The organism is Cytobacillus sp. FSL R5-0377, assembly GCF_038004385.1.
Lineage (GTDB): Bacteria > Bacillota > Bacilli > Bacillales > Cytobacillaceae > Cytobacillus.
The window spans coordinates 3,787,206-3,806,238 of the sequence record NZ_JBBORA010000001.1 but is presented as its reverse complement, the minus strand read 5'-3'; the positions used below and the strand labels follow the sequence as shown (position 1 = coordinate 3,806,238).

The following is a 19,033-nucleotide window of genomic DNA, read 5'->3' as shown; positions in this document are numbered from 1 at the left end:
GATTTTCCTTATTAAAATTCAGCAAGTTCACGCATTGCTTTTTCAACTTTATCCGGATTAACCATAAAGTATTTTTCCATAGTCGGGGCATATGGCATTGCTGGTACATCAGGACCGGCAAGGCGTTTGATTGGCGCATCCAATTCAAACAGGCAGTTTTCTGCAATAATGGCAGAAACTTCACTCATGATGCTGCCTTCTTTATTATCTTCAGTAAGAAGAAGAACTTTTCCTGTTTTAGAAGCAGCTTCGATAATTGCTTCTTTATCTAACGGATATACCGTTCTTAAATCCAGGATGTGCGCTGAGATGCCATCTTTAGCAAGTCTTTCAGCAGCCTGAAGAGCAAAATGGACACATAGGCCATAAGTGATGACCGTGATGTCTTCTCCCTCGCGTTTTACATCTGCTTTACCGATTGGAAGTACATAATCATCATCAGGAACCTCGCCTTTAATCAGGCGATATGCGCGCTTATGCTCAAAAAACAGCACAGGGTCCTCATCACGGATAGCCGCCTTTAATAACCCCTTAACATCATAAGGTGTAGAAGGCATAACAATTTTAAGACCCGGCTGATTCGCAAATACTGCTTCAACAGACTGGGAATGATATAGGGCTCCATGAACACCGCCGCCATATGGTGCACGGACTACTATCGGACAGCTCCAGTCATTATTTGAACGGTAGCGGATGCGTGCCGCTTCTGAAATTATCTGGTTAACAGCCGGCATAATGAAGTCTGCAAATTGCATTTCTGCAATTGGACGCATTCCATACATGGCTGCACCGATTCCAACCCCTGCAATTGCTGATTCTGCAAGCGGAGTATCAATAACGCGGTCTTCGCCAAATTTATCATATAGCCCTTGTGTCGCTTTAAATACGCCGCCTTTTTTACCTACGTCTTCACCTAAAACAAATACCTTTGAATCTCTTTCCATTTCCTCGCGGATTGCCATAGTTACCGCATCGATATAAGAAATTACAGCCATATTCTCTCCCCCTTACTGTTCAGCATATACATGCTTTAAAGCAGATTCCGCTTCTGCATATGGAGCGTTTTCAGCATAGTCAGTTGCTTCGTTTACCAAATTCATAACCCGGTCATTGATCTCTTTTTCAATCGCATCGTCCATTACACCATTTTCTTTCAGATATGCGCCAAAAGTAATAATCGGATCTTTAGTTTTCGCTTCAGCCACTTCATCAGGAGCACGGTAGCTTCGATCATCATCATCTGATGAGTGAGGTGTTAAACGGTAAGAAATGGTCTCAACTAAAGTCGGGCCTTCTCCGCGGCGGCCTCTGTCTGCTGCTTCTTTCACAGCGTTATAAACTTCAAGCGGATCATTTCCGTCAACTGTTACACCCGGCATTCCATAGCCAATGGCTCTGTCAGATACATTCTCGCAAGCAAGCTGCTTTTCAATCGGAACAGAGATTGCATATTTATTATTTTCACACATAAAGATTACAGGAAGCTTATGAACACCCGCAAAGTTCGCACCTTCATGGAAATCCCCCTGGTTTGAAGAACCTTCTCCAAATGTTACAAAAGTCACCAGGTCCTTCCCTTCAAGCTTTCCGCCGAGAGCTACCCCAACAGCATGGGGCACCTGTGTAGTAACAGGAGAAGACCCTGTCACGATTCGGTTTTTCTTTTGTCCGAAGTGTCCAGGCATTTGGCGGCCGCCTGAATTTGGATCTTCCGCTTTAGCAAACCCTGACAGCATTAACTCCTTTGCAGTCATGCCAAATGTTAAAACAACACCCATGTCACGATAATACGGCAGAACATAATCCTTCTCCCGATCAAGAGCAAATGCGGCACCTACCTGTGCAGCTTCCTGCCCCTGGCATGAAATAACGAATGGGATTTTTCCCGCACGGTTTAAAAGCCACATGCGCTCATCAAGACGGCGGGCTAATAGCATCGTCTCATACATCTCAAGAACTTTCTCATCACTTAAACCTAAATCTTTATGACGGTTTTCAGCCATTTATACAACCTCCTAAGCTAATATGTATCAGTCCGGGCTCCAATTGGAAACCTGGACTTGTTTATTTAAACGGATCTTTACCCGTGGATTGCTTTTCCATCTACAGCAAGGGCAGCTTCACCGATTGCTTCAGATAACGTCGGATGCGGATGGATAGTATGTGCTACTTCCCAAGGAGTTGCATCAAGAACGCGTGCAAGGCCAGCTTCTGAAATCATATCTGTTACATGCGGTCCGATCATATGAACACCAAGGATATCATCTGTATCTTTATCTGCAACAATTTTGACAAAGCCGTCAGATTCTCCAAATACAAGTGCCTTTCCGATTGCCCGGAATGAAAATTTGCCAGTTTTCACATTATGGCCTTTTTCTTTTGCTTCATCCTCTGTTAATCCTACACTTGCTGCTTCAGGTGAACTGTAAATGCATTTAGAAACCAGACTGTAGTCAATTGGAGAAGGATTCTGGCCTGCAATGTGCTCCACGGCAACAATCCCCTCATGAGAGGCAACATGCGCCAGTTGAAGTCCGCCAATGACGTCACCAATCGCATAAATATGTGATTCCTTTGTCTGGAAGTATTCATTTGCTGCAATAAATCCCTTTTCTATTTGAATATCTGTGTTTTCAATCCCGATGCCCTCTGTATTTGCCTGACGGCCAACAGAAACAAGCAATTTCTCCGCGGAAAATTCCTTTTGGGAACCTTTCACTTCAGCTGAAATAGTTACTCCTTCACCTTTCTGAAGAGTTTCAGGAAGTACCTTTGCTCCTGTAACAATTTTGATTCCTTTTTTCTTCATAAGGCGCTGCATTTCTTTAGAAATTTCTTTGTCTTCTGTAGGAATAATGCGGTCTGCATATTCGATTACTGTTACATCAGCACCAAAGTCTGATAACATAGATGCCCATTCAATACCGATGACACCGCCGCCAACAATTATAATGGAGCTTGGCACTTCTTCCAAAGCTAATGCTTCATCTGAAGTCATTACAAGCTTTCCATCAATATCCAGACCTGGCAGGGTGCGCGGGCGAGATCCAGTTGCTACGATAACATTTTTAGGGATCAGCATTTCATTTTCGTCCCCATTGTTCATTTCAACAGAAATTGTCCCTGGCATTGGAGAGAAAATAGATGGTCCAAGAATGCGGCCTGTCCCTTCAAAAACATCAATCTTTCCCTGCTTCATCAAGTGCTGAACACCTTTATGAAGCTGATCAACGATTTTATTCTTACGCTCCTGTACCTTGCCAAAATTAATAGATACATCACTTGTCATTACGCCAAAATCTTCACTATGCTTTGCAGTAGCAAACACTTCAGCACTTCTTAGCAACGCCTTGCTTGGTATGCAGCCTTTATGAAGGCAAGTCCCTCCAAGTTTTCCTTTTTCAACGATTGCCGTTTTTAAACCTAGTTGCGATGCACGGATGGCTGCTACATAACCGCCTGTGCCTCCGCCTAAAATCACCAAATCATATTCCTGTGCCAAGTTGCTTCCCCCTTCTATTTCAACGCTGCTTTGCCAGCTGTTTTTCCAGGATATTCTTTTTCAGTCTCTTCACCGCGCAGTACGCGAAGTGCACCTTCAGCCAGTGCCTGAAGCTCATTTTCACCAGGCTGGACGATAACATCAGCTATCCAGTTAATCCGCTCACTTATTTCTTTTACAAACCCCTTGCCATAGGCAAGACCGCCTGTAAGGATAATTGCATCAACCTTTCCGCCAAGCACTGCACTGGAAGACCCAATCTCCTTAGCTACCTGATAAGCCATTGCGGAGTATACGAGCTTTGCATTCTCATCTCCGTTTTCAATCATCTTTTCTACCTTCACGGCATCATTTGTTCCCAGGTAACCAACAAGACCGCCTTGTCCAACAAGTTTCTTCATCACTTCTTCCCGATAAAAGCTGCCGGAGTAGCAAAGTCCCACCAAATCACCTGCAGGTACTGTACCTGCCCGTTCCGGACTGAAAGGCCCATCTCCATGAAGGCCGTTATTAACATCCACTACTCGGCCTTTTTTATGAGCTCCTACAGTAATACCTCCGCCCATATGCGTAACGATCAGGTTCAGCTCCCCGTACTTTTTGCCGAGTTCCTTTGCCACTCTCCTGGCAACAGCTTTCTGATTCAATGCATGAAAAATACTTTTTCTTTCAATCATTGCAAAGCCTGAAATACGGGCAATTGGGTCCAGTTCATCAACCACAACCGGATCCACGATGTACGATGGAATATTTAAACCGGAAGCAATCTCATATGCCAGGATTCCGCCAAGGTTTGAAGCATGCTGACCAGCATAACCGGCACGAAGATCCTCAAGCATTGAATCATTAACTGAATAGGTGCCCCCTTCAATTGGGCGAAGCAGCCCGCCGCGGCCGCACACTGCACTTAATTTGGAAATATTGATTCCTTCATGATCCAGTGTCTCTAAAATGGTCTGCTTGCGGAATTCATACTGATCGATAATACTTTCATAAGAGTTAATGACATCTGCATCATGGCGCAATGTCTTCTCCAGGACAGAGATCTCATTATCGAAAACTCCAATCTTTGTTGAAGTGGATCCCGGATTGATGACGAGAATTCGATGTTCTTGTTCTAGCACGTTTAAACCTCCATAAAGAGCGGAAATCTCCCTTGTAAAAACATACTCTTACTCAGGTATTTAATCTGCCCGCTGTATTTTTTCTACTCTGCTATTAAAGGCAAAGACGCTGAATTCATCATTCAGCGCTTTGCCTTTCAGGAATGATAGGCTATATTCACCTGCTTCCTAAAACCTATCTGCGGCTTAGGATATGATGGCCGTTTTGGAGGAATTGTCCGCGTGAATTACGCATTCTTTCAATTCTTTCCTCAACCATGCGGTCAGCCGCTTTATATGTCGGAATTCCATCCCTTTTAGCAATATCAATAACTTTTTCAATATTGTTATATACAGTTTCTACTTTTTTCATTGCACGTTCACGGTTGTATCCGTAAAGCTCATCAGCAACATTGATAACTCCGCCGGCATTAATTACATAATCAGGTGCATAAACAATGCCCATTTCATGGATTATATCACCATGGCGGGTTTCTTTAAGCTGGTTGTTGGCAGCTCCAGCAATGACCTTTGCTTTCAGCTGAGGAATTGTATCATCATTAACCGTTGCTCCTAAAGCACATGGTGCATAAATATCACATTCAACGCCGTAAATTTCATTTGGCTCCACTGCTTTAGCACCGAACTCTTCAACCGCACGCTGAACTGCTTCTTTATTAATATCCGTTACTATTAACTGTGCCCCTTCTTCATGCAGATGGCGGCAAAGATTAAACGCTACGTTACCAACACCCTGAACCGCAATTGTTTTGCCTTCAAGCGAGTCAGTTCCAAAGGCAGCCTTTGCTGCAGCCTTCATTCCTCTGTATACGCCATATGCAGTAACTGGTGATGGGTTGCCTGAAGAACCGAAGGCAGGCGAAATACCTGTTACATAATCTGTTTCTTCATGGATCAGATCCATATCAGCTACAGTAGTGCCCACATCCTCTGCAGTAATGTAACGTCCATTTAATCCCTGGATATAACGTCCGAAAGCACGGAACATCTCTTCGTTTTTGTCCTTGCGCGGATCACCGATAATAACCGTTTTACCGCCACCAAGGTTTAAGCCAGCTGCTGCATTTTTATAAGTCATTCCGCGTGCAAGGCGCAGTGCGTCCTCAATAGCTGCCTCTTCAGATTCATAAGTCCACATGCGTGTGCCGCCAAGTGCAGGGCCTAAAGTAGTGTCATGAATAGCAATAATAGCTTTTAAGCCTGATTGTTTATCCTGGCAAAACACCACTTGCTCGTAATCATAAGTTTCTAAGTATTTAAAGATTTCCATGTTATATTTCCTCCCCGGATTATAGAAAATTTTTGTTCGTGTGAGTATATTCTTTATTGCAATTTATAAAATGCTGGTTATTACTTTGCTGAGCATATCGCTAATGCCAATGAATAAACCTTGCTTTCTGCCGTATCCGCCCTTGAAGTAAGAACGATAGGCGCTTTAGCCCCTGCGATAACAGCTCCTACTTTTGCTTTGGCAAAGTAGACAAGTGATTTATATAAAGCATTTCCAACTTCTATAGTCGGCACCAATAAAATATCTGCTTGACCGGCAACCTCGCTTTTGATTCCCTTATGGTCAGCAGCTTCAATAGAAATGGCATTGTCCAAAGCCAAAGGACCATCGACTATACAATCTTTAATCTGGCCTCTTTGATTCATAAGAGTTAAAGCTGCGGCATCCAAAGTTGCCTGCATAGCAGGATTAACCGCCTCTACTGCAGCAATAGGAGCTGCAAGAGGGTTTTCGATTCCAATGCTATTTGCAATATGAACTGCATTTTTTAGAATTTGTGCTTTTTGATTAAGATCCGGTGCAATATTCATAGCGGCATCCGTTACGATTGTGAACTTTTCAAAACCTGGAACCTCGAAAACAGCCACATGCGATAACACATTTCCTGTTCTTAAACCAAATTCTTTATTTAAGACTGCTTTTAAAATGCCTGCTGTCGGGATATTCCCCTTCATCAGCACATTTGCCTTTTGCTCTTTCACAGCCCTTACTGACAATTCAGCTGCATGTGCAGCCGTTTCTGCATGAACGATTTTAACTTTAGGGCTTTTAGCTGCTTTGCTATGCTTCTGATTAAGGATTTTACTGATTTTTTCTTCATCCCCAAACAATAAAAAGCTTGCTAAGTTCAGCTTAATTGCTTCAGCAACTGCTTCCAGCACTTCTTCGTCTTCCGCTGCGGCTACGGCTACTGTTTTCTCACCATATTGGGTTGCTTTCGTTAGAAGCGAATCCAATGTCATCTGTTCAACCCCCTTACATGAAAAGCGCAGGCGTCAAGCCTACCCCCGATATAAGAGGATAGGTTCGGCAATTAAGAAAAATCGACGCCAATTTCTTGATGTTCTTCCGTTTATTATTCTTGCAAGAAGTGTGCCAACTTTAAAATGACCTGAAAACGCTTTATTCACTAAACTAAAGTACGCATTTTATTGCACACTATGAAAATTATTGCATGCCACCTTTTGCAATATTGTATTTTTCCAATTTGTAATAAAGATTCCTGACAGAGAGTCCGAGCATTTTTGCCGTCTTGGTTTTATTGCCATCAAGCTTTTGAAGAGTTTGCCTAATCACCTTTGCCTCATATTGCTCGACCAGTTGAGTTAATGATTTCTTTTGCCCTTCTCCACTTGCTTCAATACCAGGTGACGGATTATTGGCCCCCAGATCCGGAATATGCCTTTCTTCTATTTGGGTTTCGCTGTAATTCATAAAAATTATGGCTCTCCCAAGGATATTATCGAGCTCCCTTACATTGCCCGGCCAATCATATGCCATCAGCTTATCAACAGCTTGTTCTGTCACACCTTCTATATTCCGTCCATATTCCTGGTTTATCTTTTGAATAAGTCTGCTGCACAGTAAAGGAATATCCTCCTTCCTGCGTCTTAATGAAGGAATATGTATGGGCATTCTATTCAGCCTGTAATATAAGTCTTCCCTAAAGGTGCCATCTGCAATTCCTTTTTCTAAATTTACATTGGTCGCGGCAATGACCCGAACATCAATAGAAATAGGCTTGGTCCCTCCCACTCTTGTTATTTCATGCTCCTGAAGAACCCTGAGCAGCTTCGCCTGAGTGTTGGCTGTCAGCTCGCCAATTTCATCCAAAAAAATACTGCCTTTATCTGCTTCCTCAAACAAACCTCTCTTGCCTCCTCTTTTTGCACCCGAGAATGCCCCCTCTTCATAACCAAATAATTCACTTTCCAAAAGAGATTCTGATAAAGCAGCACAATTGACCCTGATAAATTTGTTATATTTTCGGTCGCTTGCATTATGTATAGCATGGGCGAACAGCTCTTTGCCTGTCCCGGACTCGCCTCTAAGCAAAACTGTGGCAGGAGTTTTAGCTCCAAGCCTTGCCTGTTCAATTGCGATGGTCATCTCTTCAGACGTTCCAATTATATCCTCGAATGAATACTTCGCTTCCAGTGTACGGATAATCTGTCTTGCCCGGATTAATTCACGATTCAGGCTTTGAATCTCCGAAACGTCGTGAATAACACCAACGCTCCCTTTTATCTTTCCATCTACAATAACTGGGGCAACGTTAACGATGACATCCTTTCTTTTAGGTCCGACTCTCATGGCCACCCCCCTCATCGCTCTTCGCGATTGAAGGACCTTCATATGAACACTTTCGCCTTCAGAAATATCTGCAGTAGCAGGCTTCCCGATTACTTCTTCCTCTTTAAGGCCTGTAAGCCTGGAGTATGCCGGATTGATCAAAATCCCTTTCCCATCTTCATCAACAACGGAGATAGCTTCCTCACTTGACTGAATAATGGCCTGCAGCATCGTCTGTATGTCTTTCAAATTCGTAATTTCTTCCGCAAGCGAAACTACTTCTGTTATATCCTTAAAAACGGCAAAAGCACCCATTAATTCGTTATTTTCACCGAGCATAGGTATTCTTGTCGTAATAATCTTCAGTCCATTAGCCAAAGTCATTTCCTGATTCGCTTCGATTCTCCTTGTCGCCATAACTCTGGGAAGCATGCTGTCTGTAATGATTTCATTAATTTTTTTTCCTAATGCATCTTTCCTCTTTATTCCTGTCATTCTTTCCGCGCTATGATTAAAGACTGTAATTTCATTGCGGTTATTGATTACAATCATCCCGTCATCGGTTGAATTAAAAATCAGGTCATGCTTATATGTTTCATTTCTGAATTTCGAAATCAGCTCTTCCTTTTCCTCAAGTAATTTTGCAATTAAGAAAGCTACACTTCCAGGTATTAGAACTGTATTTTTACCTCTGGCTTCCCTGATGGCGATAAACACCTGCTCATTTCCGGTAACTTCAATAATAATGTCAATACCTTGATCCATAAAAAGGCGCCAATCAGTGCCGATCGGGATGCCGCATTCTTTGGCAAGCTGCAGTCCCTCGGCATCTGGATTGGTATCCACCATGGCTTTTATATCCAGTACTGCCGTTTCTTTAATTATTTTTAGGATGGCGGTACCGCCTTTTCCTGCACCGACAATCATCACTGTTTGCATAGTCTTACCTGCTTTCATTGAAAATCCTTGCACATTTTATAGAATCCTCATGCAATATTATTCATGTCTTATTTTAGCATAGCTGTGGCACTTGACAAATTTCTTTAATGATTTATGATTTCGGTAGGCAACTCGATTTGAAGGGAATTTTTTTATGATTAGAATAATTGCTTTATTAATTTTACTCTTGCCGGGCATCTTGGCGGTGTATGGGATAAAATTAATGAGAGACATGGTATTTGGCATCCTGCAAAGCCCATTTCCATTCTTATGGCTTCAATTTGTGTCAGGTTTCCTTTTCTTGATCATAGGGCTTGGCTTTATAGCAGGGTTTATTCTTTACCGTGATCGAAAAAGAAACAAAGTTCAGGATCGTTTCAAAACTAAATGATTAGTGGGGTATTAAAATGAAACCGTTGCAGATATCGCCGGAAACAGCATTAAAGCTCGCTGAAAAACTTAATCTTCCTCTTGAGCAAATCATGCACATGCCTCAGCACATACTGATCCAAAAAATGATTGAACTTGAGAAAGAAGCAAAAAAATAAAGCAAAGGTTCAGTTTGAAGCATTCAAACTGAACCTTTTTTATTTCGGGTAACCTTTATTAACTAGAACAAATAGAAAGCGCCCCAGGAGGAGCGCTGCAAAATCATTAAAATATTTATTATGAGTCCTTACCCTTTCAAGAAGCTTTATGCTCCAGACGAAGCTTATCAGCTACCATTGCAATAAATTCGGAATTGGTCGGCTTTGCTTTTGTCATGCTGACGGTATAACCGAAAAGAGAGGATATTGAATCTATATTACCGCGGCTCCAGGCAACTTCAATTGCATGGCGGATCGCACGCTCAACCCGGCTAGCAGTCGTATTAAACTTTTTAGCTATATCCGGGTACAGCACTTTTGTAATGGAACCGAGAAGTTCAATATCATTGTAAACCATTGAAATCGCTTCACGCAGATATAAGTACCCCTTAATATGGGCAGGAACGCCAATTTCATGAATAATGCTGGTAATGCTGGCATCCAGATTCTTGGGTTTTGCTTCTGCCTGAGGACGGTAGGATGGAGCAGGTTTGCGGAGAAATGAATTGGATTTTCCGCTGACCTGGCGAATATGGCTTGCCAAATTATCCATATCAAATGGTTTAAGAATGAAGTAAGAAGCTCCCAAATCCACTGCTTTTTTGGTGACATCCTCCTGGCCGAATGCAGTAAGCATAATTACATTAGGGAGTGTACTCAAATTTAATTCTCTCATTTTCTCGAGTACAGCAAGTCCATCTAAGTGAGGCATGATGATATCCAGCACAAGAACATCAGGCTGTGTCTGCTCTAAAATGTCGAGGCAATCCTGTCCATTATGTGCAACACCTGCAACTTCCATATCCTCCTGGGAAGATATATATTCCTCTAAAAGCCCGACCAATTCCCTATTATCATCCACAACACAAACTTTTATTTTCTTCAATTACTTTCCTCCTCGGCCCATTATGGTCTCTTTAATGAATGTTCAATTGAACACGCTCTTTTTTTGATATCTATTATCTATTCTAAATGAGAAATTCGACAATGCAACAAAAATTCCTTTACTTTTTTGAATTTTTCTTAAAAAACCAGCGAAACCTCATTTTTTCTTTTGTTTTCTCCTGTTTTCGACTACTTTCGCCATACTCCTTGCATTTCATGTATATTTGTCGAAAAATCTTTAAACACCTTCATTTTAACATAATAAAAAAAAGACGGGATTTCCCCGCCTTTTTTAATTCATCCATTTCGTATTATGATGCTTTTTCTTCCGTCTTTTCATATATATCGATGCCTGCTTCATTAAGCATCCATTCTATATGAACACCATATCCTGAAGTAGGGTCATTTACAAATACATGTGTTACAGCTCCAATTATCCTGCCATCCTGAATAATCGGGCTTCCGCTCATCCCCTGGACAATGCCGCCTGTTTTATCAAGGAGCTTCTGATCCGTCACCTTAATGACCATTCCTTTTGTTGCAGGGAACTTTTGAGGAATTGTGCTGACAATCTCAATATCAAACAATTGTACTTCATCATTATCGACCACAGTCAGTATTTGAGCAGCTCCCTCTTTTACCTGATGAGAAAGTGCAATTGGCATCGGTTTATCAAAAATCCCATTTTTCATATCCCGGTTTAATTCCCCAAAAATACCGAAAGGACTGTTTCTGACAATATTTCCGATTATTTCTTTGTCCGAGGAAAATCGTGCAAGTTTTTCACCAGGATTGCCATTGCTTCCTTTTTCAATTGAAGTTACAGTTGATCTGACAATTTGTCCGTCTTCAACCACAATTGGTTTTTTTGTATCCATATCGGAAATAACATGGCCAAGAGCTCCATACTTTTTCGATTCCGGGTGATAGAAAGTCATGGTACCAATTCCTGCTGCAGAGTCACGTATATATAATCCAAGCTTATAGGTTTCTTCCCCGTCTTCTTTTAGAGGAGTCAGCTCCGTTTTCACCTTTCCGCTTTCGCGGCTAACAATGATTTGGAGAGGATTTCCGCTTTTGCCCGCTTCTTGAACAAAAGGGGCAACATCTGACATCTTTTCAATTTTCTTGCCATTAATTTCAGTAATGATATCTCCAACTTTTATCCCGGCCGTTTCGCCCGGCGATGCTTTTCCTTCAGCTGTATTAACCTGGTGGTGCCCCACAACCAGCACGCCTACTGTATTTAGTTTAACCCCGATTGATTGGCCTCCTGGAATTACTTTAAAATCTTTTAAGACATTAACATCAACTTTCTTTATCGGAAAACCTGCCAGCTCTAGAAGCATTTCATTTTTCCCATTTTCTTTAGCTGAAAGCGAAATCGAATGGTTATCTTCATTAAGTGCAACACTTGTATTATCTATGGACAGCCCGGCTGACACTGCTTCCGCCTTTGCAAAATTTAGCTGCTGCCCTTCAAAAAGGGTTATATTTGCGGGTATTTGCAAATATTCCTGAACAGGCTTGGAAAAACCTAAAGCAATTAATGAAACAAGGAGAATTCCACCAATTATTTTGCGTAAAACATCATATGTCAAATTTTTCACTCTCCTCGCTTCTAGTCCATCCACGTCAAATGGCTACATCTTTAATTTTGCCTGCATCGAAGGCATTTATAACTGCCATTGACATAAAAAAAGCTATCCTGCTTTGGATAGCTTTTCAAGGTATTAGATCTGACACTGCCACTGATGGATACAGACCTGATATTGGTTCAGCATTATTTTAGCTGTTTTGCCATATGCAGCAGCTCTTTTGCATGCTCTTTTGTCAAATCAGTAATTTCCACTCCAGAAATCATACGGCTGATTTCTTTTATCTTCTCTTCCTCATTCAGCGGCTTCACTGTTGTTTTAGTCCGTCCTTCATTCGTGTTTTTGGCAATAAATAAATGAGTATCTGCAATCGCTGCAACCTGTGGCAGATGAGAGATGCACAGCACCTGTGAATCCACGGAAACATGGTGAATCTTCTCCGCGATGGCTTGTGCCACCCTTCCGCTAACCCCTGTGTCCACTTCATCAAAGATAATACTTGTAACCCCCTGATGTTTCGAAAAAATACTCTTTAGTGCAAGCATAATTCGGGATAATTCTCCTCCCGATGCTATTTTAGACAGAGGCTTAAGCGGTTCTCCCGGATTGGTGGAAATATAGAATTCTGCTCTGTCAATTCCATTTTTCAAAAGGACTTCAGGATCAGAAAAGAACCTTACCTCAAAAACTGTTTTTTCCATGTATAATTCCTTAAGCTCTTTATGAATTAACTTCGTAAGCTTTAGTGCAGATTTTCTCCGCAGTTTGCTTAGTTCTTCCCCTTCAACCATCAGGTCTTTTTTCAGGGCAGCAACTTCTTTTTGAAGCTTATCAATATGGGTCTCTTTATTTTGCAGCGTTTCAATTTCTTCTTCTATTTTTGCTGCGTATTCCAGCACTTCATCGACTGTTTTTCCATATTTTCTTTTTAGTCCATTAATTTCATTCAGTCTGGTTTCAATTTCATTAAGCCTATGGGGATCATATTCCATAAAGTCCATTTCATTGCGGAGGGAACTGGCTGCATCTTCAAGCAAATAAAAGCTGTTTGCCACATTTTCCGCTATTTCTTTATATGAGGGGTCCAATTCAGCGGCATCATTCATATATCCCATAACCATTCCAATCCAATCGAGCCCTTTTTGCTCTCCTTGCAGAGCATTATAGCCCGACTGAACCGAATCAAAAATACGTTCATAGTTGGACAGCTTTCTCTTTTCTTCAATCAAGTCCTCATCTTCATTCAATTTCAGCTGTGCAGACTGAATTTCATCAAGCTGAAACTGAATTAAATCAAGCCGGTGCGCCATTTGCTGTTCATTCTCACTTAGATTCTTAAGCTTTTTCAATGTGCTTTCATATAACCTATAAATTCCCTGGTATTCCGAAAGGGAAGCAGCAATTTTCGGTCCTCCAAACTGATCGAGGAGTGGAAGGTGCAAGGTTTCATTCATTAATTCCTGATGTTCATGCTGGCCATGTATATCAATAAGCGAACTGCCGATTTCCCTTAAGGCAGAAATGGTTACTAATTTCCCATTCACTCTGCAGACGCTTTTTCCTGACTTTGATATATCCCTGCGAAGAACAATCATTCCCTCTTCAATCTCTATCCCGAATTCAGCAGATCGTTTATAGCAAGGGTGCTTTGGATCATCAAGGATAAAAAGCCCCTCTAGTTCAGCCTTATCTTCACCATGCCGGACAAATTCTGCAGATCCTCTGCCTCCGGCCAGCAAGTGAATGGCATCGATGATTATGGATTTCCCCGCCCCTGTTTCACCAGTTAAAACAGTTAAGCCCTTTTCAAATGAGACAGAAAGGGCTTCGATAATAGCAAAATTTCGTATGGTTATTTCATTTAACAAACTTATCACCTCATTAGAAAAGCAGAAGCGCCTTGCTTACTGCGACACCTCGATCGGGGCAGGCGCTCTGAGCTTGAAAAATATCTACAGCATTTCAAGAAAGCGGTTTGAAATGGCTTCTGTGTCTTCAGGGGTTTTGCATATGATCAGGCATGTGTCATCCCCGCAGATTGTCCCCAGAATTTCTTCCCAGTCAAGATTATCTATCAGTGCGCCAATAGCCATGGCATTGCCCGGAAGAGTTTTCATTACAAGGAGATGTCCTGCAGTATCCACTCTGACAAAGGCATCCATTAAATTTCTTTTAAGCTTTTGCAGTGGATTGAAACGCTGATCGGCAGGAAGACTGTATTTATATCTGCCGTCCATTAGAGGAACTTTTACAAGGTGAAGCTCTTTAATATCTCTTGAAACGGTCGCCTGGGTAACATTAAACCCCGCGTTTTTCAATTCATCCACCAGGTCATCCTGTGTTTCTATATCGTTATTAGTAATAATTTCGCGTATCTTAATATGTCTTTGCCCTTTATTCATTTTTTCACCTCTATAATCAGCCGCTTGACAGCAGGCAGAAAAAATTAATTTATAGTGTTTTGTACTTTAATGTTAGCTGATTTTCTCAATAAAGTACAATTTTCCCGTATATTATATATTATAATTCGTCCTATCACGACAAATTCCTTTAAAAAAAGGAACAGGCATCAGCCTATTCCTCTATATTAACCTGCTTCGTTTTCAATTCGGCATGGGCTTCTTTTACAACCTCACCTGTCTGGGCTTTAAGGAGGTTTTCTCCTTCTTCTTTGGTGCCAGACCAATACAGGTGGAGGAGAAATTCTATGTTGCCGTCACCGCCGGTGATGGGGGAATAGGAAACGTCCTTGACATCATAGCCAAGACCCAAAGCAAATTCGATAGTTTTATCAAGAACAGCTTCATGGATTTTAGGATCTCTGACAATCCCTTTCTTCCCAACCTGGTCCCGTCCGGCTTCAAATTGCGGTTTCACTAAGGCAATTGTATCACTTCCAGGAACAAGCAGGGTTTTTAATACCGGCAATATAAGCTTTAATGAGATGAACGAAACATCAATCGAAGCAAAATCAGGCATACCGGCTGTAAGGTCTGCCGGAGTTACATACCGGAAATTAGTCCTTTCCATGACAACAACCCGTTCATCCTGCCTTAATTTCCATGCAAGCTGATTATATCCTACATCCAAAGCATAGGACATTTTGGCGCCATTTTGCAGAGCACAATCTGTGAAGCCGCCCGTTGAGGATCCAATATCAAGGAGGATCTTGCCTTCAATTTCTAATTCAAAAACCCTAAGAGCTTTCTCAAGCTTTAAGCCCCCCCGGCTGACATAGGGCATGACCTTCCCTTTGATTGTCAGCGGAATATCGGCACTAACCTTCTCACCCGGCTTATCCAGCCTGCTTTCATTGCTGAACACCAAACCGGCCATAACGGCCCTTTTTGCTTTTTCTCTCGTTTCAGCAAGACCTCTTTCAACTAATAAAACATCTAATCGTTCTTTCTTTATTTTCATATTTTAAGCCCTTTTTTGTTTTTTTCTTGCCAGTATTCCCATTCTTTCCACAACATCGTCAACAGTCATCCCGATTTCTTCCAATAGTTCATTTACACTGCCATGCTCAATAAATTTATCAGGTATTCCCATACGGTCTATTTCTGTATGATGGAAGCCATGGTCATGTGCATATTCAAGAACAGCACTTCCAAAGCCCCCCTGCAGCACAGCTTCTTCTATCGTAAGAATAGGCAGATTTGCTGCAAACAATTCATGCAGCATCTTCTCATCAAATGGCTTAATAAACCTTGCATTAATGACTTTAATGGAGTGTCCTTGTTTTTCCAGGAGTTGAGCTGCTTTCAATGCCATTGGAATGGTTGTCCCAAAAGTTAATATTGCTCCATCACTGCCTTCACGCAGAACTTCCCATGTACCAATTGGAATAGTCTTAAGCTCTGTGTCCATAGGCACCCCGATGCCATTTCCGCGCGGGAAGCGCATAGCGATTGGGCCATCGTTATATACAATAGCTGTTTTCACCATATGCTGGCCTTCATTTTCATCTTTTGGCATCATCAGAACCATATTCGGCAGATGCCGCAGAAATGCGATATCAAATACACCCTGGTGCGTTTCCCCATCTGCACCAACAAGCCCCGCCCGGTCGATTCCAATAAATACATTCAGGTTTTGGCGTGCAATATCGTGTACCACCTGATCATAAGCACGCTGCAGGAAAGTAGAATAAATCGCAAGGAACGGCTTCATGTTTTGAGTTGCCAGCCCGGCAGCTACTGTTGCTGCATGCTGTTCAGCTATTCCAACATCATACATCCGTTCCGGAAATTCACTTGCAAAGCCTTCAAGCTTCGAACCAACAGGCATCGCTGGTGTGATTGCAACAATTCTTTCATCTTTTCTGGCAAGTTCCCTGACGGTTTCTGACACAAGTTTGCTCCATGCAGGCGGTGGTGCAGCTGCAGGCTTCACAAAGTCCCCTGTTTCCATTTTATAAGGGCCAGTACCGTGCCAAGTGCCAATCCTGTCATTCTCTGCAGGGTGAAAGCCTTTCCCTTTTTTCGTTATAACATGGAGAAGCACCGGGCCTTCAGTTTTCTTTGCATAAGCAAGGTTCTCAAATAAAGCTTCATAGTTATGGCCATCGACAGGCCCTAAATAGGTAAAGCCCAATTCCTCAAAGAACATGCCTGACACGAACAGATACTTTAGGCTATCTTTCAGTCTTTCAGCAGTTGAGGCCAATTTGCCGCCCACTGCCGGAACCTTTTTTAATAAATATTCAAGTTCATCTTTTACCCAATTATATTTGCCTGCCGTCCGTAGCCTTCCCAGGACATTGTGCAGTGCACCTACATTAGGGGCAATTGACATTTCATTATCATTCAGTATGACAATCATATCTTTTTTTTCATGTCCGATATGATTTAAGGCTTCTAAAGCCATTCCGCCTGTTAAGGCACCATCCCCAATAACAGGAATGACATAATTGTTCTCTTTTTTCAGGTCTCTTGCAATGGCCATTCCCATTGCGGCAGATAAAGAAGTAGAGCTATGGCCGGTTTCCCATACATCATGCTCGCTTTCGATCATTTTGGGAAAGCCGCAAAGACCTTTATATTGCCTAAGAGTATCAAATTGACACGCCCGGCCTGTAAGAATTTTATGGACGTATGACTGATGTCCGACATCCCAGATAATTTTATCCTTCGGACTGTCAAAACATTTATGCAATGCAACAGTCAGCTCAACAACTCCAAGATTAGGGCCAATATGTCCTCCTGTGCCTGATAGCTTTTCGACCAGGAAATTGCGGATATCCTGGCTGAGACTTTCCAATTCTTTATTCGAGAGCCCTTTTAAAAAGGAAGGGTCTTTAATTGATAACAGATCCATACTGCGGACCACTCACTTTCGTTTCTTATTCATCCGTTTTCACATATATTTTGGCAATTATGTTTATAGCAGAGTAATGCTTGTTTATTCCGGCGTCCAGCCTGTCCAAAAGATAATAACTTAAGATTACCTTATTACAGGAGATTTTCCAAATGCTTTTCATTTTAAACAGCCACTCACTCAAGCTGGCTTTGCCGGGGAATACTCCCGGCAGCAATTCCTATCATACCAAAATATATACATTGATGACCATCATTTTATTAAACAGCAAATACCGCTGGTACAATTAGTACAGCGGCAAGACCGTCGTTTCTTAATTCATTTTTGTATCCTGATCAAAGCAATAATGAGTATGTATGATAGAAATTAGTGGTCCCTGTTTGCAATTAGATCTGTTATTTCTTCCAGCAGTTCTGTTTGGAGGCCAGTTTCCTTCAGCTTCTCTTTTGCAGATCTGATATGGTATTCGAGAGCCTCTTTCGCGCCATTCATTGTCAGAAGTGCCGGATAGGTGCTTTTATTTTTTGATTCATCACTGCCAACAGGCTTCCCGATTATCTCTTCTGTCCCCTCTAGGTCGAGAATATCGTCTCTGATTTGAAAAGCCAGCCCCAGATGAAAAGCAAAATGGGAAAGAGCCTGAATCGTTTCCTCATTGGCATTTGCCAAAATAGCACCTGAAACCACACTGCATTCAAGCAATTTACCGGTCTTATGCACATGAATATACTCAAGGTCCTCTATGGCCAGCTGTTTGCCTTCTCCCTTAATGTCTGCAGCCTGCCCGCCAACCATCCCTTCAGCACCGGCAGCTCTTGACAGCACCCTAATCAGAGACAGCTTCATTTCGGCTGAAGCGAATTCGTCTGGTGTTTCCGCAATTGTCTGGAAGCTGTATGTGAGCAAGGCATCGCCTGCCAGAATGGCAAATGCCTCCCCATATACTTTATGGTTAGTAGGCTTACCTCTTCTTAAATCATCATTATCCATGCTTGGCAAGTCATCGTGAATAAGCGAATAGGTATGGATCATTTCAATCGCCGCCGCACTCCACAGCCCTTTTAACGTATCTTCGCCAAAAGCAGCCAATGTAGCAAATAAGAGCATCGGCCTGATCCGTTTCCCTCCGGCTTCGAGTGAATATAGCATCGATTCCTTGATTTCAGCTGGAGCCTTTAATTTATGTACATATTCTTTTAGATGCATTTCAAGTTTTTTCTTATGAAATTCAGAGAAAGAACTTAATGATTGCTGCTGCAAAATTATTCCTCCTCCGGAATGGCGAAGTTTGTCTTTCGGCCATCTTCCGTCAGTATTTCCGTAAGCTGTGATTCTACATTTTTAAGCTTATCATGGCATAGCTTTGAAAGTTCCATGCCTTTTTTATAAATATTAATAGCCTCTTCAAGAGGAACATCTCCCTCTTCAAGCTTTTCTACAATAACTTCAAGTTCTTCCATTGCTTGTTCAAATGAAAGCTGCTTTTCATCCGCCAT

At 42.0% G+C, this 19,033-nt stretch carries 18 protein-coding genes; 3 read left to right on the top strand and 15 right to left on the bottom strand.

Annotated features, from left to right (window positions below; all coding sequences use genetic code 11):
• Nucleotides 1-11 precede the first annotated feature (11 nt).
• The 7 genes from NSQ49_RS19375 to NSQ49_RS19345 form a co-directional block, all read right to left on the bottom strand.
• On the bottom strand, nt 12-995 hold the full coding sequence (locus NSQ49_RS19375; protein ID WP_251283712.1) for an alpha-ketoacid dehydrogenase subunit beta: 984 nt from the start codon (nt 993-995) through the stop codon (nt 12-14).
• 12 nt (nt 996-1,007) lie between these two features.
• Complete coding sequence (locus NSQ49_RS19370; protein ID WP_159865266.1) at nt 1,008-2,003, bottom strand: thiamine pyrophosphate-dependent dehydrogenase E1 component subunit alpha; 996 nt, start codon at nt 2,001-2,003, stop codon at nt 1,008-1,010.
• A 77-nt stretch (nt 2,004-2,080) separates the two neighbouring features.
• Nucleotides 2,081-3,502 (bottom strand): dihydrolipoyl dehydrogenase, encoded by a 1,422-nt coding sequence (gene lpdA, locus NSQ49_RS19365; protein WP_251283711.1) that lies wholly within the window; start codon nt 3,500-3,502, stop codon nt 2,081-2,083.
• A 14-nt stretch (nt 3,503-3,516) separates the two neighbouring features.
• Entirely contained in the window at nt 3,517-4,626 is a 1,110-nt protein-coding gene (gene buk, locus NSQ49_RS19360) for a butyrate kinase (protein WP_251283710.1), read from the bottom strand.
• A gap of 175 nt (nt 4,627-4,801) precedes the next feature.
• Nucleotides 4,802-5,896: a branched-chain amino acid dehydrogenase gene (gene bcd / locus NSQ49_RS19355; RefSeq protein WP_061791231.1), complete on the bottom strand. Its 1,095-nt coding sequence runs from the start codon at nt 5,894-5,896 to the stop codon at nt 4,802-4,804.
• 80 nt (nt 5,897-5,976) lie between these two features.
• The gene (gene yqiS, locus NSQ49_RS19350; protein WP_159865257.1) at nt 5,977-6,879 is read right to left on the bottom strand and encodes a phosphate butyryltransferase; all 903 of its coding nucleotides are present in this window, start codon (nt 6,877-6,879) and stop codon (nt 5,977-5,979) included.
• A 205-nt stretch (nt 6,880-7,084) separates the two neighbouring features.
• Nucleotides 7,085-9,148, bottom strand: a complete 2,064-nt coding sequence (locus tag NSQ49_RS19345) for a sigma 54-interacting transcriptional regulator (RefSeq protein WP_251283709.1) — start codon at nt 9,146-9,148, stop codon at nt 7,085-7,087.
• A 154-nt stretch (nt 9,149-9,302) separates the two neighbouring features.
• Between NSQ49_RS19345 and NSQ49_RS19340 the strand changes: the two genes are divergently transcribed.
• Entirely contained in the window at nt 9,303-9,539 is a 237-nt protein-coding gene (locus tag NSQ49_RS19340) for a DUF2627 domain-containing protein (protein WP_159865251.1), read from the top strand.
• A gap of 16 nt (nt 9,540-9,555) precedes the next feature.
• A complete protein-coding gene (locus tag NSQ49_RS19335; protein ID WP_159865248.1) occupies nt 9,556-9,696 on the top strand; it encodes a YycC family protein in 141 nt (46 codons plus the stop codon).
• 136 nt (nt 9,697-9,832) lie between these two features.
• Here NSQ49_RS19335 and spo0A read toward each other — a convergent pair whose 3' ends face one another.
• From spo0A to dxs, 6 genes are all read right to left on the bottom strand, one after another.
• Nucleotides 9,833-10,621, bottom strand: coding sequence for a sporulation transcription factor Spo0A (gene spo0A, locus NSQ49_RS19330; protein WP_159865245.1), 789 nt, complete (start codon nt 10,619-10,621; stop codon nt 9,833-9,835).
• A 310-nt stretch (nt 10,622-10,931) separates the two neighbouring features.
• Nucleotides 10,932-12,221, bottom strand: a complete 1,290-nt coding sequence (spoIVB, locus tag NSQ49_RS19325) for a SpoIVB peptidase (protein ID WP_251283708.1) — start codon at nt 12,219-12,221, stop codon at nt 10,932-10,934.
• A 182-nt stretch (nt 12,222-12,403) separates the two neighbouring features.
• Nucleotides 12,404-14,086, bottom strand: coding sequence for a DNA repair protein RecN (recN, locus tag NSQ49_RS19320; RefSeq protein WP_159865239.1), 1,683 nt, complete (start codon nt 14,084-14,086; stop codon nt 12,404-12,406).
• Nucleotides 14,087-14,170: 84 nt separating this feature from the next.
• A complete protein-coding gene (gene ahrC / locus NSQ49_RS19315) occupies nt 14,171-14,620 on the bottom strand; it encodes a transcriptional regulator AhrC/ArgR (protein WP_009332889.1) in 450 nt (149 codons plus the stop codon).
• 172 nt (nt 14,621-14,792) lie between these two features.
• A complete protein-coding gene (locus NSQ49_RS19310; protein ID WP_251283707.1) occupies nt 14,793-15,638 on the bottom strand; it encodes a TlyA family RNA methyltransferase in 846 nt (281 codons plus the stop codon).
• A 3-nt stretch (nt 15,639-15,641) separates the two neighbouring features.
• Entirely contained in the window at nt 15,642-17,537 is a 1,896-nt protein-coding gene (dxs, locus tag NSQ49_RS19305) for a 1-deoxy-D-xylulose-5-phosphate synthase (protein ID WP_159865233.1), read from the bottom strand.
• 152 nt (nt 17,538-17,689) lie between these two features.
• Here dxs and NSQ49_RS19300 point away from each other — a divergent pair, with 152 nt between their 5' ends.
• Nucleotides 17,690-17,827: a hypothetical protein gene (locus tag NSQ49_RS19300; protein WP_159865230.1), complete on the top strand. Its 138-nt coding sequence runs from the start codon at nt 17,690-17,692 to the stop codon at nt 17,825-17,827.
• A gap of 76 nt (nt 17,828-17,903) precedes the next feature.
• Here NSQ49_RS19300 and NSQ49_RS19295 read toward each other — a convergent pair whose 3' ends face one another.
• Together NSQ49_RS19295 and xseB are read right to left on the bottom strand one after the other, a co-directional pair.
• Nucleotides 17,904-18,797 carry a polyprenyl synthetase family protein gene (locus NSQ49_RS19295; protein ID WP_341071103.1) on the bottom strand — a complete coding sequence of 298 codons (894 nt, stop codon included), beginning with the start codon at nt 18,795-18,797 and terminating at the stop codon, nt 17,904-17,906.
• A gap of 2 nt (nt 18,798-18,799) precedes the next feature.
• A complete protein-coding gene (xseB, locus tag NSQ49_RS19290) occupies nt 18,800-19,033 on the bottom strand; it encodes an exodeoxyribonuclease VII small subunit (protein ID WP_048008230.1) in 234 nt (77 codons plus the stop codon).

Excerpts from the sequence above, each read along its gene's own strand:
- NSQ49_RS19375 (WP_251283712.1), bottom strand. The coding sequence starts at position 995 with ATGGCTGTAATTTCTTATATCGATGCGGTAACTATGGCAATCCGCGAG.
- NSQ49_RS19370 (WP_159865266.1), bottom strand. The coding sequence starts at position 2,003 with ATGGCTGAAAACCGTCATAAAGATTTAGGTTTAAGTGATGAGAAAGTT.
- bcd (WP_061791231.1), bottom strand. The coding sequence starts at position 5,896 with ATGGAAATCTTTAAATACTTAGAAACTTATGATTACGAGCAAGTGGTG.
- yqiS (WP_159865257.1), bottom strand. The coding sequence starts at position 6,879 with ATGACATTGGATTCGCTTCTAACGAAAGCAACCCAATATGGTGAGAAA.
- NSQ49_RS19345 (WP_251283709.1), bottom strand. The coding sequence starts at position 9,148 with ATGCAAACAGTGATGATTGTCGGTGCAGGAAAAGGCGGTACCGCCATC.
- NSQ49_RS19340 (WP_159865251.1), top strand. The coding sequence starts at position 9,303 with ATGATTAGAATAATTGCTTTATTAATTTTACTCTTGCCGGGCATCTTG.
- NSQ49_RS19335 (WP_159865248.1), top strand. The coding sequence starts at position 9,556 with ATGAAACCGTTGCAGATATCGCCGGAAACAGCATTAAAGCTCGCTGAA.
- ahrC (WP_009332889.1), bottom strand. The coding sequence starts at position 14,620 with ATGAATAAAGGGCAAAGACATATTAAGATACGCGAAATTATTACTAAT.
- NSQ49_RS19310 (WP_251283707.1), bottom strand. The coding sequence starts at position 15,638 with ATGAAAATAAAGAAAGAACGATTAGATGTTTTATTAGTTGAAAGAGGT.
- dxs (WP_159865233.1), bottom strand. The coding sequence starts at position 17,537 with ATGGATCTGTTATCAATTAAAGACCCTTCCTTTTTAAAAGGGCTCTCG.
- NSQ49_RS19300 (WP_159865230.1), top strand. The coding sequence starts at position 17,690 with ATGCTTTTCATTTTAAACAGCCACTCACTCAAGCTGGCTTTGCCGGGG.
- xseB (WP_048008230.1), bottom strand. The coding sequence starts at position 19,033 with ATGGCGGATGAAAAGCAGCTTTCATTTGAACAAGCAATGGAAGAACTT.